Here is a 16,246-nt window from a genome sequence, read left to right on the forward strand (position 1 = left end):
TTACCGACAAGGCATTTTCACGTAATACATATCGTAATGTGATATGTCCCCGGCGCAGGCCGGGGGAGAAACGATCAGAAGCGGTTTTGATGCAGATAGCGCCAGGCGTACTGGGCGTACAGCCCGGCGCCGGTTTTCATCACCTGCTCATCGATATTGAAGCATCCGTGATGGTGGGCGTAGTCGCTCCCTTTCTCTTTATTGCCGGAGCCGAGCAGGGCAAAACAGCCGGGAATGTCCTGCATATAAAAGCTGAAATCCTCTCCGCCGGTCGTTGGCTTTTCGCTGAATAGCACGTCGTCGCCGAAGGCCTCGCGGATCACCGATTGCGCCAGCCGTGCGCTGCGTTCTTCGTTAATTACCGGCAGCGTGCCGTAGCAGTAGTCGACGTCAACGGTGGCACCATACATCGCCGCGGTATGCTGCGCATAGCGCGCTATTGCGGCCTCCAGGCGCTGGCGGGTTTCGATGCTGAAACAGCGCACGGTGCCGTCAAGAACGGCATTTTCGGCAATCACGTTGAACCGGGTGCCGACATCCATTCGGCCGATAGAGACCACCGCGGATTCCAGCGGCGAAGTTTCACGCGCCACGATAGCCTGCAAATTCATCACGAAGGCGGAGGCGACGACCGCCGCATCGATGCAGGCCTCCGGCATTGAACCGTGACCGCCGCGACCGCGAAAAGTGACTTTGAGTAAATCCGCGGAGGCAAACGACGACCCCACGTTGCAGGAGATTTTACCGGCAGGCGAGCCGGACCAGATGTGCATGCCAAAAATGTTGTCGACGCTATCGAGCGCGCCCTGGTCGATCATGGCTTTCGCTCCCTCGGCAATCTCCTCGGCGGGCTGAAAAATTAAACGCACGTTACCGGCCATCTGCTCGCGAACCTCGTACAGCGCGCGGGCGGCGGTGAGCAGCATTGCGGTATGGGAATCATGCCCGCAGGCGTGCATTTTCCCGGCGATTTGCGATTTATAGCTGAGCCGATCGTTGAGCTCCTGCACCGGCAGCGCATCCATATCGGCGCGCAGAGCGACCGTCTTGCCCGGCCTGCCGCCGGTGATGTCTGCAATGACGCCTGTCGGAACGGTACGACGGCAGGCGATGCCGATGCTCTCCAGTTCCACCACGACGCGCTCCGTCGTTCGCCGTTCCTCCCACGGCAGCTCCGGGTGGGCGTGTAGATCGCGGCGAAAGGCGATTGTCGCCTGCTCTTCTCTGGCAATAATGGCGGTAATAGCGGGGTTAATCATAAACGGACTCCATAAGTAGGTAGAAAATGAAAGTGTTCAGCCGACAACCGGCGTCAGATAGCCCACCAGTATTCCGGCGAGGATGACGGAAACAATCGTCACGGAGATAAACCCGCCGACCAGCATTGGCCCCAGCATGTGCTGAGTCAGCATCTGGCGTTCTTTTTCATCCTGGGTGAGGGAATTAATGGCTTCGTTGGTAATGATGTAATCCGCCGGAAAGCCGTACAGCGCGGTCAGGGAGATGGCGAACGACATGGCGCCGCTGACGCCGAGCGCTTTCCCTACGGCCCAGGAAACGATAAACATGCCGATAACCGCCGTGGCGATGAGCACCGCCATCGGATAAAGCAGGCGCAGCAGCATATCCGGAGTGGCTTTGTTCAGGGTATCAAAGATAAACAGCATCAATGCCATTACGGCAAAGCCGAATCCGTTCGCTTTTTGCAGCGTATGTTTTTCAAGAAAGCCCAATGAAGTAAAGACCACGCCAAAAAACAGGCACAGTACGAACGGGCTGATGCTGACGATGGGTTTTGCCAGCTCGGAGACAAACCAGGCCAGGCAGCCCACCACCGCCAGGCGCAGGAATTTAAAATAGGTACTGTTGTAGCTGGTGGGGATGCGGCTAAACAGACGCGGCATCATTTCTTCACCACAGGCGAGGAGGGTCCGTTCATCTTCAGCGCTATCAGGATGATATTCGCCGCTGCGGTAGCGCATAAGCAACGCTTTTCCTTCGCGTTGCAGCATGATGGCGGTGAGGGGATAGCCGGCGAATCCCTGCATCACGTAAATCAGAATCGCCAGCACCGACAGATCCACCAGCCCGGCGTTGCTTGCGCCTTGCGACATAATCAATGATGAAACGATCCCGCCGACCAGCGGCGGGATGGTAACCAGCGCGGTGTTGTGGTCAAACAGCAGCAGGCTCACCACGAAGACGGCCACCGTTATACCGGCGATCCCCGCAAGCGCAACGACCACCGTTTTCCACTGGCGCATGAGCTCCTTCAGCGACAGCAGGGTCCCCATATTGGTAATCAGCAGATACATCAGCATGATGGCGATGGGCGCGGTGATCCCCGCCCGGCTGATAATATCCGCCGGGAAAAATGTCCAGTACCCGCCCAGAAACAGCGCTGCACAAACAAAGACGGAAGGGACCCAGGCTTTTGTCCGGGTCGAAATAACATCGCCTGTATAAAGAATGAAAAGAATAATTAAAAGAGCGCTCATTTGTGACATAAATAATTCCCATATTATTTATTTTATATGTCAATACGGAACGGATGACTGTTGTGCCGTTATTGATTCCGCAGAACGGACGGTCAGTGCTACCACCAGAAGTGTTTTAGCCGACGTGGGCATTAACATATACCGTAAATTATGCGCCTGGCCGGGCAGCGGCAGTGAAGCCCTTTCGCCATCTGAAGATGAGAATGGACGGCCGCCGCTAAGGTAAGGACGGCACGAAATATTACGGTATAGCGTTCAAGTATGAGAAAACAGGCGTGTTGTCAATTTATAGGTGGGAGTTAATGTTAATTTCAGAATTAAGCCGGGAGGAAGTATGCGCTTTCACATTATAATTAAGGTTGTGTATTATCAGTCTCTCTTATTTTTAATTGCGCTCTGCGGCATGTTTTATATTCATTGCGCGAAGTTTGTTGTAATCTTTCTCGCTGCCCGGACGCAAATACGCCGTCGTTATTATTCTCATCTGCCGGTTAAAACCTATCGCTGAAATTATATCATCGGCAAAATCAGGCCGTCGACGCGCTGCGGATATTATAAGCAACTGGTAAATCCGCGGTTGACGCATAATAATATGTTCACTACAGATATCAGGCCGTTGGGCCGAGGGGTTAAAGGATGAAACCATTTCGTTTAGCGACGCTATCTCTGGCGCTGCTTACCGCGCTTTCACTTGCCGGCTGCGACGACGGCGGCAAAACTCAGACCGCTGCGCCAGCCGCATCTTCTTCTGCGGATAAGCAGAGCGCGGCGAAGCCGGACGCCGCCCAGCTCGCTAAGCTGGCGGAGAAAAGTAAAGGCAAGGCGCTGACGCTGCTCGACGCCTCGGAGGTCCAGCTGGACGGGGCGGCGACGCTGGTCCTGACCTTCTCCATTCCGCTGCAGCCGGATCAGGATTTCTCCCGCAGCGTACACCTCGTCGATAAAAAAAGCGGGAAGGTTGACGGCGCCTGGGAGCTGGCGCCGAATCTGAAAGAGCTGCGCCTGCGCCATCTTGAGCCGAAACGCGACCTGATTGTCTCCGTTGACCCTACGCTGACCGCGCTGAATACCGCGACCTTCGGCACCTCTTTTGAAAAAAACATCGCCACCCGCGACGTCGCCCCCAGCATCGGCTTTGCCAGCCGGGGCTCGCTGCTGCCGGGCAAAGTGGTGGCCGGGCTGCCGGTGATGGCCCTGAACGTCGATAACGTCGACGTTAACTTCTTTCGCATCAAGCCCGAATCGCTGTCCGCCTTCGTCAGCCAGTGGGAGTACCGGAATTCGCTAAGCAACTGGGAGTCCGACGAGCTGCTGAAAATGGCCGACCTGGTCTACAGCGGGCGTTTTGACCTCAACCCGGCGCGCAATACGCGGGAAAAACTGCTGCTGCCGCTGGCGGATATCAAACCGCTGCAGCAGCCGGGCGTCTACGTGGCGGTGATGAACCAGGCGGGCCACTATAGCTACAGCAACGCCGCGACGCTGTTTACGCTCAGCAATATCGGCGTCTCGGCGCATCGGTACCACAACCGGCTGGACGTCTTCACCCAAAGCCTCGAAAACGGCGCCGCGCAGTCCGGTATCGAGGTTCAGCTGCTCAATGCCCAAGGACAGACGCTGGCGCAGGCCAAAAGCGACGGCCAGGGCCACGTGACGCTGCAAACCGATAAAGAGGCCGCGCTGCTGCTGGCGCGCAAAGAGGGGCAAACCACCCTGCTGGATCTCAAGCTGCCCGCGCTGGATCTGGCGGAGTTCGCCATTGCCGGAGCCCCCGGCTTTAGCAAGCAGTTCTTTATGTTTGGCCCTCGGGATCTCTACCGCCCTGGGGAGACGGTGATCCTCAACGCGCTGCTGCGCGACGGCGACGGCAGGCCGCTGGCCGAGCAGCCGGTGAAGCTCGAGGTGGTTCAGCCGGACGGCCAGGTGATTAGCTCCCGGATGAGCCAGCCGGTGAACGGCCTGTATCAGTTTACCTGGCCGCTTGACGCCGGCGCGCCGACCGGCATGTGGCATATCCGCGCCAGCACCGGCGACAATCAGCCGCGCGAGTGGGACTTCCACGTTGAAGACTTCATGCCCGAGCGGATGGCGCTGAACCTGAGCGCGCAGAAAGCCGCCGTGGCGCCGGATGCCGACGTGACCTTTGCCGTCGCCGGGGCCTATTTATACGGCGCGCCCGCCAGCGGCAACCAGCTGCAGGGGAAACTGTTCCTGCGCCCGCTGCGCGATGCGGTCGCCGCCCTGCCGGGCTTCCAGTTTGGCGATATTGCCGAGGAGAACCTCTCCCGCAGCCTTGATGAAGTGCAGATGACGCTGGACGAAAAAGGCCACGGGGAAGTGACCACCGCCAGCCAGTGGCAGGATAGCCATTCGCCGCTGCAGGTGATTTTGCAGGCCAGCCTGCTGGAGTCCGGCGGTCGTCCGGTGACCCGCACCGTGCAGCAGGCTATCTGGCCTGCCGATGCCCTGCCGGGCATCCGTCCTGAATTCACCCTCAAAGACGTATATGACTACCGCACCGACAGCACGGTGAAGCAGCCGGTGGTGGATGAAAACAGCACCGCCGGGTTTGAGATTGTCTATGCCGATGCCGCCGGAGACAAAAAAGCGGTCTCCGGACTGCAGGTGCGCCTCATTCGCGAACGCCGCGACTACTACTGGAACTGGTCGGATAGCGAAGGCTGGCAGTCGCAGTTCGACCAGAAAGATCTGCAGGAGGGCGAAGAGTCGCTGGATCTGCAGGCCGGGCAAACGGCGAAGGTCAGCTTCCCGGTGGAGTGGGGCTCTTACCGGCTGGAGGTGGAGGACCCGGAGGGCGCGGTCAGCAGCGTGCGCTTCTGGGCCGGCTACAGCTGGCAGGATAACAGCGACGGCGCGGGGGCCGCGCGTCCTGACCGGGTCACCATGAAGCTGGATAAACCGGCCTACAGGCCCGGCGACACCATTAAGCTGCATATCGCCGCGCCGGCGGCAGGCAAAGGCTATGCGATGGTTGAGTCCAGCGAAGGCCCGCTGTGGTGGCAGGAAATTGACGTTCCGGCCGCGGGGATGGATCTGTCGATCCCGGTCGATAAAGCCTGGAACCGCCATGACCTCTACCTCAGTACGCTGGTGATTCGCCCCGGCGACAAATCGCGCTCCGCGACGCCGAAACGGGCGGTGGGGCTGCTGCATCTGCCGCTCGGCGATGAAAACCGCCGACTGACCCTGGCGCTGGATGCGCCGGAAAAAATGCGTCCCAACCGGCCGCTGACGGTAAAAGTGAAAGCCAGCGTCAAAGAGGGCGAGACGCCGAAGCAGGTGAATGTCCTGCTCTCGGCCGTTGATAGCGGCGTGCTGAACATTACCGACTACGCGACGCCGGACCCGTGGAACGCCTTTTTTGGCCAGAAGCGCTACGGGGCGGATATTTACGATATCTACGGCCAGGTGATTGAGGGCCAGGGACGGCTGGCGAGCCTGCGCTTCGGCGGCGACGGCGACGAGCTCAAGCGCGGCGGTAAGCCGCCGGTCAATCACGTGACGATCGTTGCCCAGCAGGCCCAGCCGGTGGCGCTCGATGACAAGGGCGAAGGCACCGTGACGCTGCCGATCGGTGATTTTAACGGCGAGCTGCGGGTGATGGCCCAGGCGTGGACCGCCGATGATTTTGGCAGCAGTGAAGACAAAGTGGTGGTCGCCGCGCCGGTGATTGCCGAGCTGAATACGCCGCGCTTCCTCGCCAGCGGCGATACCACGCGCCTGGCGCTGGATCTCAGCAACCTGACCGACAGGCCGCAAACCCTGAACGTCGCGCTGAGCGCCGGCGGCCTGCTGCAGCTTGCGCAGCCGGAAATCGCGCCGGTTCAGCTGGCGCCGGGCGCGCGCCGCACCCTGTTTGTGCCGGTGAGCGCTAAAGAGGGGTTTGGCGACGGCCAGCTCAGCGCGACCATCAGCGGCCTGAACCTGCCGGGGGAGACCTTCGCCCCGATGCAGAAGCAGTGGAAAATTGGCGTCCGTCCGGCCTTCCCGGCGCGGACGGTTAACGCTGGCGCGGTGCTGCAGCCTGGCGAAAGCTGGCAGGCGCCGGCGGAGCAAACGCTCGGCTTCTCGCCGGCGACCCTGCAGGGGCAGCTGGTGTTCAGCGGCAAGCCGCCGCTCAATCTGGCCCGCTATATTCGCGAGCTGAAAGCCTATCCTTACGGCTGCCTGGAACAGACCGCCAGCGGATTGTTCCCGTCGCTCTACACCAGCGCGGCGCAGCTGAAAACGCTGGGTATTACCGGCGACAGCGATGAAAAACGCCGCGCGGCGGTGGATATCGGCATTGCGCGCCTGCTGCAAATGCAGCGCGACGACGGCGGCTTTGCGCTATGGGATAAAAACGGTCCGGAGGAGTACTGGCTCACCGCCTACGCCATGGACTTCCTGGTGCGCGCGGGCGAGCAGGGCTACAGCGTGCCGGCCAACGCTATTAATAACGGCAACCAGCGCCTGCTGCGCTATCTGCAGGAGCCGGGGCTGATGACCGTTCGCTACAGCGACGACGCGCCGGCCAGCCGCTTTGCCGCCCAGGCCTACGCTGCTCTGGTGCTGTCTCGTCAGCAAAAGGCGCCCCTTGGCGCGCTGCGTGAAATCTGGACCCGCCATGACCAGGCGCGTTCCGGCCTGCCGCTGCTGCAGCTTGGCATTGCGCTGAAGGCGATGGGCGACGCGCCGCGCGGCGAGCAGGCGCTGAAGCTGGCGATGACCACGCCGCGTCAGGACCGGGATCGCTGGCTGGGCGATTACGGCAGCGCGCTGCGCGATGATGCCCTGAAGCTGGCCCTGCTGGAGGAGAATAAGCTGCTGCCGGAGGCGCAAAACGCGCTGCTGAGCAGCCTGGCCGACGAGGCCTACGGCCAGCGCTGGCTCTCTACTCAGGAGACCAACGCCCTGTTCCTTGCCGGCCGCACGCTGCAGGATCTTCCCGGCAGCTGGCAGGCGCAAACCTCGCTGCAGGCGCAGCCGCTGGCGGCGGATAAAGCGCAGACCCGCAACCTGACCGGCGACCAGCTGGCGGCGCTGCAGGTCAGCAATACCGGCAGCCAGCCGCTCTGGCTGCGTCTTGACAGCAGCGGCTATCCGCTTAGCGCCCCGCAGCCTGCGGGCAACGTGCTGGGTATTGAACGGCAGATCTTCGACACCCGCGGGCAGCAAAAATCGCTGAGCTCGCTGCGCAGCGGCGAGCTGGTGCTGGTGAAGCTGGAAATTACCGCGACGCGTAACGTGCCGGATGCGCTGGTCGTCGATCTGCTGCCTGCCGGGCTTGAGCTGGAAAACCAGAACCTGGCAAACAGCAGCGCCAGCCTGCAGGAGAACGGCGAGGCGGTGCAGAACCTGCTCAATCAGATGCAGCAGGCGGATATTCAGCATATCGAATTCCGCGACGATCGCTTTGTCGCCGCGGTAGCGGTAAACGAAGGGCAGCCGGTGACGCTGGTTTACCTGGCGCGGGCGGTAACGCCCGGGACCTATCAGGTGCCGCAGCCGCAGGTGGAGTCGATGTACGTTCCGCAGTGGCGGGCAACCGGCACGGCCAGCGGTCCGCTGAACGTTACCCCGTAAATGCGGCGGTTGGTGAAGATAAGGCGCCGCTGGCGATGGCTGGCGGCGACGCCGTTTCTGCTGTGGCTGGCGCTGCTGGCGGCGGATCGCCTGTGGCCCCTGCCGCTGCACGAGGTGGCTCCGGCCCGGGTGGTGGTGGCGCAGGACGGTACGCCGCTGTGGCGCTTTGCCGATAAGCAGGGCGTCTGGCGCTATCCGGTGACCCTCGATGACGTGTCGCCGCGCTATCTGCAGGCCCTGATCCAGTATGAGGACCGCTGGTTCTGGGATCACCCCGGCGTAAATCCGCTGGCCATTGCCCGCGCGGCCTGGCAGGACTTCACCTCCGGGCGCGTCATCTCAGGCGGCAGCACGCTGACCATGCAGGTTGCGCGGCTGCTCGACCCTCATCCCCGAACCTTCGGCGGCAAGCTGCGCCAGCTGTGGCGCGCGCTGCAGCTGGAGTGGCATCTGTCGAAAAGCGAGATCCTGACCCTGTACCTCAACCGCGCCCCGTTCGGCGGCACGCTGCAGGGGATCGGCGCCGCCAGCTGGGCTTACCTCGGGAAACCGCCGGCCCGGCTCAGCTACGGTGAAGCGGCCCTGCTGGCGGTGCTGCCGCAGGCGCCGAGCCGCCTGCGTCCGGATCGCTGGCCGCAGCGGGCTCAGGCGGCGCGCGATAAAGTGCTGGCGCGTATGCAAACCCAGGGCGTGTGGTCGGAGAAGACGGTGCACGAGGCCGTGGAAGAGCCGGTATGGCTGTTCCCCCGGCAGATGCCGCAGCTGGCGCCGCTTTTTTCCCGGCGGATGCTGGCCAGCAGCGGCGAAGACAAGGTGGTGACGACCCTCGATGCCGGTCTGCAGCGCCAGCTGGAGGATTTAGCCCTTAACTGGAAATCGCGCCTGCCGCCGCGCAGCTCGCTGGCGATCGTCGTCGTCGATCATACCGATATGCGCGTTCGGGGCTGGGTCGGATCGGCGGATATTAGCGACGACAGCCGCTTCGGGCACATCGATATGGTGTCGGCGATCCGCTCTCCGGGCTCCGTGTTGAAACCGTTTGTCTACGGCATGGCGCTCGACGAGGGGCTGATTCATCCGGCCTCTCTACTGCAGGACGTCCCGCGGCGGTTCAGCGATTATCGGCCCGGTAACTTTGACAGCGGCTTTCATGGCCCGGTCAGCGCCAGCGACGCGCTGGTGCGCTCTCTGAACCTGCCGGCCGTGCAGGTGCTGGAAGCCTACGGGCCAAAACGGTTTGCCGCCACGCTGCGCAACGCCGGCCTGCCGCTGATGCTGCCGGCGGGCGCCGAGCCCAATCTGTCGCTGATCCTTGGCGGCGCCGGAGCCCGGCTGGCGGATATCGTGGCGGCGTATAGCGCGTTTGCCCGTCACGGCAGGGCGGGTCGGCTGCGGATGACGCCGGAGGCGCCGCTGGTGGAGCGGCCGCTGCTGTCGCCAGGGGCGGCGTGGATAGTGCGGCGCATCCTGGCCGGTGAATCCCAGCCGGTACCCGACGATTCGCTGGTTCAGGTGGTGCCGCTGGCGTGGAAAACCGGCACCAGCTACGGCTATCGCGACGCCTGGGCGATTGGCGTTAACGCCCGCTATCTTATCGGGATCTGGACCGGACGGCCTGACGGAACGCCGGTAGTTGGGCAGTTTGGCTTCGCCAGCGCGGTACCGCTGCTCAATCAGGTCAACAATATGCTGCTGGCGCGGCCGACGACCGGCCGCGACGGGCTGCCCGCCGATCCGCGCCCGTCGTCGGTGAGGGCCGCCACTATCTGCTGGCCCGGCGGGCAGAGCCTGCCGGCGGGAGACGCCAACTGTCGACGTCGGCTGGCCACCTGGCTGCTCGACGATAGCCAGCCGCCAACGCTGCTGCTGCCGGGCCAGGAGGGCGTGCGCGGTATCCGTTTCCCGGTATGGGTAGATAAGCAAGGGCTGCGGGTGGCGGCGGATTGTCCGGGGGCGATGGAGAAAAACGTCGACGTCTGGCCGCTGCCGCTGGAGCCGTGGCTGCCGGCAAACGAACGCCGGCGGGCGAGACTGGGCCCGGCATCGGCACAGTGTCCTCCGCCGCAGGCCGCCGATGCCGCGCCGCTGGTGCTTTCCGGCATTCGCGATGGCGCGGTCATTAAACGTTTACCCGGCGCGGCGCGGGTGGTGGTGCCGCTGCAGACCACCGGCGGATCGGGGCGACGCTGGTGGTTCCTCAACGGCGAGCCGCTGGACGCGACGGGGGTCGGTGCGAGCCTGACGCTGGAGCGGTTGGATAGCTATCAGCTGGTGGTGATGGATGAGGCGGGGCAGGTTGCGGCGGCGAACTTCACTCTGCAATAAGTCGGAGAGATAAGGCCCTGCGGTTTGTGTTGCTAAAACTCGTCTTATTTTAACAAAATGTTACCTTCATCCATAGGCAGCGCCTGAGTTGCTCTTTATAATGCGCGCCAGGCCATACGATCGTATGCCCAACAACATAAAATTTTATTAGAGGTAATCATGGCTATTGAACGTACTTTTTCCATCATTAAACCAAACGCGGTGGCAAAAAACGTTATTGGCGGCATCTTTGCTCGCTTCGAAGCTGCAGGGTTCAAAATCGTTGGCACCAAAATGCTGCACCTGACCGTTGAGCAGGCTCGCGGTTTCTACGCCGAGCACGAAGGTCGCCCGTTCTTTGACGGTCTGGTTGAGTTCATGACTTCCGGCCCGATCGTGGTATCCGTTCTGGAAAGCGAAAATGCCGTGCAGCGTCACCGTGACCTGCTGGGCGCAACTAACCCGGACAACGCGCTGGCCGGCACCCTGCGTGCAGACTACGCTGACAGCTTCACCGAGAACGGCACCCACGGTTCTGACTCCGTTGAGTCTGCTGCCCGCGAAATCGCGTTCTTCTTCGCCGAAGGCGAGGTTTGCCCGCGTACCCGTTAATCCTCGTCGTCTTTTCGACCGTCGCGGCGTTGGCTGCGCGCGTTCACCCCGGTCACATAGCTATCTATGCTCCCGGGGATTTACTTGCTTGCCGCCTTGCGACACTCGAAAAGCCATAGAGGATTGAGTGCGCAGCAACAGATTTTTTCATCATTGCCGCGTGCAAACGTGGTATTGATACACCAGACTTTGTACAATGCAGCGCCCCTGGACGAGCACTCGTTCATTGGGGCGCTTCTTTTTTTCAACCCACCTGGGGCCATAACGTGTAACAACGAGGCCGGAATAGATTATGTCTGAACATATTGTCACGCCTGATAACGCCGCTCTGACGGTGCCGAACAAAGATGCCAAAATTAACCTGCTGGATCTGAATCGTCAGCAGCTGCGCGAGTTTTTCAAAAACATGGGCGAGAAGCCCTTCCGCGCCGATCAGGTGATGAAATGGATGTATCACTACTGCAGCGATGACTTTGATGATATGACCGATATCAACAAGGTCCTGCGCAATAAGCTGAAGGAAGTCGCGGAAATTCGCGCGCCGGAAGTCGTCGAGGAGCAGCGCTCCAGCGATGGCACGATCAAATGGGCGATTGCCGTCGGCGATCAGCGCGTTGAAACGGTATATATCCCGGAGGACGATCGCGCGACTCTGTGCGTCTCCTCTCAGGTTGGCTGTGCGTTAGAGTGTAAATTCTGTTCGACGGCGCAGCAGGGCTTTAACCGCAACCTGCGGGTATCAGAAATTATCGGCCAGGTTTGGCGCGCGGCGAAAATCGTCGGCGCGGCAAAAATTACCGGCCAGCGTCCGATCACCAACGTGGTCATGATGGGGATGGGCGAGCCGCTGCTGAACCTGACCAACGTCGTGCCGGCGATGGAAATTATGCTCGACGACTTTGGTTTTGGTCTCTCCAAGCGTCGCGTAACGCTCTCCACTTCCGGCGTTGTCCCGGCGCTGGATAAGCTCGGCGATATGATAGACGTCGCGCTTGCCATCTCTCTGCACGCGCCGAACGATACGATCCGCGATGAGATCGTGCCGATCAACAAAAAGTACAACATCGAGACCTTCCTGAACTCGGTGCGCGGCTATATTTCCAAGTCCAACGCCAACCAGGGCCGGGTGACGATCGAATACGTGATGCTCGATCACGTCAACGACGGCACCGAGCATGCGCACGAGCTGGCGGAGCTGCTGAAGGATACGCCGTGCAAGATCAACCTGATCCCCTGGAACCCGTTCCCGGGCGCGCCGTATGGCCGTAGCTCCAACAGCCGCATCGACCGTTTCTCCAAGGTGCTGATGGATTATGGCTTCACCACCATCGTGCGTAAAACGCGCGGCGACGATATCGACGCCGCCTGCGGACAGCTTGCCGGTGACGTTATCGACCGTACCAAACGTACGCTGCGCAAGCGTATGCAGGGCGAAACGATTGACGTGAAAGCGATCTGACAAATGCGCAGCGCGCAATATTTCACGCGCGCTGCATCATTATGTTTCCCCGGCAGGCGAACCAGGCTGATTCGGCCAATAATTACGGTGCGTTTTTGTCGACTTTGAGGCAGTATGTAGCGGCACAACAACCGCTTAGCATTCAATATTGATAAGTATCTGTGATAGTTCGCCATACGGACTTATACTGTTTGTTTGACGCTTTGCAGATGTTTCGCGGCGCGGGGTTTACCGGCGCTGAACTTTAAATTTCACGTACCAGTAGTTGTCGAATGAATACTGAAGCCACTCAAGATCATCAAGAAGCAAACACTACGGGCACGCGTCTGCGCAATGCCCGCGAACAACTCGGACTCAGCCAGCAAGCGGTGGCTGAGCGCTTATGCCTGAAGGTTTCCACGGTTCGTGATATCGAAGACGACAAGGCGCCAGCCGACCTCGCTTCAACCTTCCTGCGCGGCTACATCCGCTCCTATGCGCGTCTGGTGCATATTCCGGAAGAAGAGCTGCTGCCGATGATGGCAAAACAGGCGCCTATTCGCGCGGCGAAAGTTGCGCCGATGCAGAGCTTCTCTCTGGGCAAACGCCGTAAAAAGCGCGACGGCTGGCTGATGAGCTTCACCTGGCTGGTGCTGTTTGTGGTGATTGGCCTGAGCGGCGCCTGGTGGTGGCAAGACCATAAGGCGCAGCAGGAAGAGATTACCACGATGGCCGACCAGTCAACCGCCGAGCTGAATGCGGGCGACAGCGGCAGCCAGAGCATTCCCTTAGATAACGGTGCCGATAACACGGCGCCGGACGTAGCGAACAGCGCGCCTGTGGATACCTCAGCCGCGCCGGCTCCGGCGCCAGCGGCGTCCGTACCGACGCCGGCTAATAACAGCGCCGTCGTTGCTCCGTCTCAGGCGCAGGTCGATACCGCTGCAGGCGCTGCGGTTCCGGCCTCTCCGCTGCCAACCGATCAGGCGAACGTGACCGCAGCCGCTGCGGCTCAGGATCTGGTCCTGAACTTCTCTGCCGACTGCTGGCTGGAAGTGAGCGATGCAACCGGCAAGAAGCTGTTCAGCGGTTTGCAACGTAAAGGCGGTAACCTGAACTTAAGCGGCCAGGCACCTTATAAGCTGAAAATCGGTGCGCCGGCTGCGGTACAGATTCAGTATCTGGGTAAACCAGTCGATTTGAGTCGTTTTATCAGAACTAACCAGGTTGCGCGTCTGACCCTTAATGCCGAAACATCACCGGCGCAGTAATAGACGGGTAACGCGGGAGATTTTTCATGCATAACCAGGCTCCGATTCAACGTAGAAAATCGAAACGAATTTACGTTGGGAATGTGCCGATTGGCGATGGCGCCCCCATCGCCGTCCAGTCGATGACCAATACGCGCACCACCGATGTGGCCGCGACCGTAAATCAAATCAAAGCCCTTGAGCGCGTTGGCGCGGATATTGTCCGCGTCTCCGTTCCGACGATGGATGCGGCGGAAGCGTTCAGGCTCATCAAACAGCAGGTCAACGTACCGCTGGTTGCCGATATCCACTTTGACTACCGTATCGCCCTGAAAGTGGCGGAGTACGGGGTGGATTGTCTGCGTATTAACCCGGGAAACATCGGCAACGAAGAGCGTATTCGCATGGTTGTTGACTGCGCCCGCGATAAAAATATTCCTATCCGCATCGGCGTTAACGCCGGGTCGCTGGAAAAAGATCTGCAGGAAAAGTACGGCGAGCCGACGCCGCAGGCGCTGCTGGAATCCGCCATGCGCCACGTCGATCATCTCGATCGTCTGAACTTCGACCAGTTCAAGGTCAGCGTCAAGGCGTCGGATGTGTTCCTCGCGGTGGAATCCTATCGTCTGCTGGCGAAGCAGATCGATCAGCCTCTGCATCTTGGGATCACCGAAGCCGGCGGCGCCCGTAGCGGCGCGGTAAAATCGGCGATCGGCCTCGGCCTGCTGCTTAACGAAGGGATCGGCGACACGCTGCGCGTTTCGCTGGCGGCGGATCCGATTGAAGAGATCAAGGTTGGGTTCGATATCCTGAAGTCTCTGCGCATTCGCGCCCGCGGGATCAACTTCATCGCCTGCCCGACCTGTTCGCGTCAGGAGTTTGACGTGATCGGGACCGTCAACGCGCTGGAACAGCGGCTGGAAGATATCATTACCCCGATGGATATTTCGATCATCGGCTGCGTGGTGAATGGCCCAGGCGAAGCGCTGGTTTCGACGCTCGGCGTCACCGGCGGCAATAAGAAGAGCGGCCTGTACGAAGACGGCGTGCGTAGAGACCGGCTGGATAACGACGATATGATCGATCAGCTGGAAGCGCGTATCCGTGCGAAAGCCTCGATGCTTGATGAAGCGCGCCGTATTGACGTCCAGCAGGTTGAAGAGAAATAATCCGGGGCAGCGTAAGACTTCCCGTGTATGATTGGACCCGCGGGCGCAACGCGCCGGGGTTCATTTTTGTATATATATAAAGAGAATAAACGTGGCAAAGAACATTCAAGCCATCCGTGGCATGAACGATTATCTGCCGGGCGAGACCGCTCTCTGGCAGCGCATTGAAGGCTCACTGAAACAGGTGCTCGGCAGCTACGGTTACAGCGAAATTCGGTTGCCGATTGTAGAGCAGACCCCGTTATTCAAGCGCGCGATCGGCGAAGTGACCGACGTGGTTGAAAAAGAGATGTACACCTTTGAGGACCGCAACGGCGATAGCCTGACGCTGCGTCCGGAAGGGACTGCGGGCTGCGTACGTGCCGGCATCGAGCATGGTCTTCTGTACAATCAAGAACAGCGTCTGTGGTACGTCGGTCCGATGTTCCGCCATGAGCGTCCGCAGAAGGGCCGCTATCGCCAGTTCCATCAGATGGGGGTTGAAGTCTTTGGTCTGCAGGGACCGGATATTGACGCCGAGCTGATTATGCTCACCGCCCGCTGGTGGCGTGAGCTGGGTATCTCTGAGCACGTTGCGCTGGAGCTGAACTCCATCGGTTCGCTGGAAGCGCGCGCCAGCTATCGCGATGCGCTGGTCGCCTATCTTGAGCAGTTTAAAGATAAGCTCGACGAAGACTGCAAACGCCGCATGTACACCAATCCGCTGCGCGTTCTGGACTCTAAGAATCCGGAAGTGCAGGCGTTGCTGAACGATGCGCCGGCGCTGGGCGACTACCTGGATGAAGAGTCCAAACAGCACTTTGCCGGCCTGTGCGCGCTGCTGGACGACGCGGGCATCGCCTATACCGTCAACCAGCGCCTGGTGCGCGGGCTCGATTACTATAACCGCACCGTGTTTGAGTGGGTAACCACCAGCCTCGGCTCGCAGGGAACCGTCTGCGCAGGCGGCCGCTATGACGGTCTGGTCGAGCAGCTGGGCGGGCGCGCAACGCCGGGAGTCGGCTTTGCGATGGGGCTGGAACGTCTTGTTTTACTGGTCCAGGCCGTTAATCCGGAATTTAAAGCCGATCCTGTTGTCGATATATACCTGGTAGCCTCCGGAACCGATACCCAGTCCGCAGCGATGCGTCTGGCTGAGCGGGTTCGCGATGAGCTGCCCGGCGTTAAGCTGATGACCAACCACGGCGGCGGCAACTTTAAGAAACAGTTCGGCCGTGCTGATAAGTGGGGCGCTCGCATTGCTCTGGTGGTTGGTGAATCAGAAATTGCTGACGGAAACGTGGTAGTGAAGGATTTACGCTCAGGTGAGCAAACTACCGTAACGCAGGATAGCGTTGCCGCGCATTTGCGCACACTTCTGGGTTAATCTCCCGGGAATCATTAGTCAGG

Annotated in this window: 9 protein-coding genes; 7 read left to right on the plus strand and 2 right to left on the minus strand. The window is 60.4% G+C overall.

Going from position 1 to position 16,246, the window contains the following annotated elements:
* Positions 1-74 precede the first annotated feature (74 nt).
* Together MMW58_RS07575 and MMW58_RS07580 are read right to left on the minus strand one after the other, a co-directional pair.
* Positions 75-1,259, minus strand: coding sequence for an amidohydrolase (locus tag MMW58_RS07575; RefSeq protein WP_241723023.1), 1,185 nt, complete (start codon positions 1,257-1,259; stop codon positions 75-77).
* A gap of 36 nt (positions 1,260-1,295) precedes the next feature.
* Entirely contained in the window at positions 1,296-2,507 is a 1,212-nt protein-coding gene (locus MMW58_RS07580; RefSeq protein WP_241723024.1) for a hypothetical protein, read from the minus strand.
* Between the two features lie 627 nt (positions 2,508-3,134).
* On the opposite strand from MMW58_RS07580, the gene MMW58_RS07585 reads away from it, so the two are divergent.
* The 7 genes from MMW58_RS07585 to hisS all read left to right on the plus strand — a co-directional run bounded on the left by MMW58_RS07585 (position 3,135) and on the right by hisS (position 16,223).
* Positions 3,135-8,084 carry an alpha-2-macroglobulin family protein gene (locus MMW58_RS07585; protein WP_241723025.1) on the plus strand — a complete coding sequence of 1,650 codons (4,950 nt, stop codon included), beginning with the start codon at positions 3,135-3,137 and terminating at the stop codon, positions 8,082-8,084.
* Positions 8,085-10,409: a peptidoglycan glycosyltransferase PbpC gene (gene pbpC, locus MMW58_RS07590; protein ID WP_241723026.1), complete on the plus strand. Its 2,325-nt coding sequence runs from the start codon at positions 8,085-8,087 to the stop codon at positions 10,407-10,409. It abuts the gene before it with no gap.
* A gap of 159 nt (positions 10,410-10,568) precedes the next feature.
* Entirely contained in the window at positions 10,569-11,000 is a 432-nt protein-coding gene (gene ndk / locus MMW58_RS07595; protein ID WP_241723027.1) for a nucleoside-diphosphate kinase, read from the plus strand.
* A 292-nt stretch (positions 11,001-11,292) separates the two neighbouring features.
* Positions 11,293-12,459, plus strand: coding sequence for a dual-specificity RNA methyltransferase RlmN (gene rlmN / locus MMW58_RS07600; RefSeq protein WP_241723028.1), 1,167 nt, complete (start codon positions 11,293-11,295; stop codon positions 12,457-12,459).
* 272 nt (positions 12,460-12,731) lie between these two features.
* Positions 12,732-13,709 (plus strand): cytoskeleton protein RodZ, encoded by a 978-nt coding sequence (gene rodZ, locus MMW58_RS07605; RefSeq protein ID WP_241723029.1) that lies wholly within the window; start codon positions 12,732-12,734, stop codon positions 13,707-13,709.
* Positions 13,710-13,735: 26 nt separating this feature from the next.
* A complete protein-coding gene (gene ispG, locus MMW58_RS07610) occupies positions 13,736-14,857 on the plus strand; it encodes a flavodoxin-dependent (E)-4-hydroxy-3-methylbut-2-enyl-diphosphate synthase (protein ID WP_128877443.1) in 1,122 nt (373 codons plus the stop codon).
* A 91-nt stretch (positions 14,858-14,948) separates the two neighbouring features.
* Positions 14,949-16,223, plus strand: a complete 1,275-nt coding sequence (gene hisS, locus MMW58_RS07615) for a histidine--tRNA ligase (RefSeq protein WP_133601181.1) — start codon at positions 14,949-14,951, stop codon at positions 16,221-16,223.
* Positions 16,224-16,246: the final 23 nt, after the last annotated feature.

The organism is Klebsiella sp. HC6, assembly GCF_022605325.1.
GTDB classification, from domain to species: domain Bacteria; phylum Pseudomonadota; class Gammaproteobacteria; order Enterobacterales; family Enterobacteriaceae; genus Klebsiella; species Klebsiella terrigena.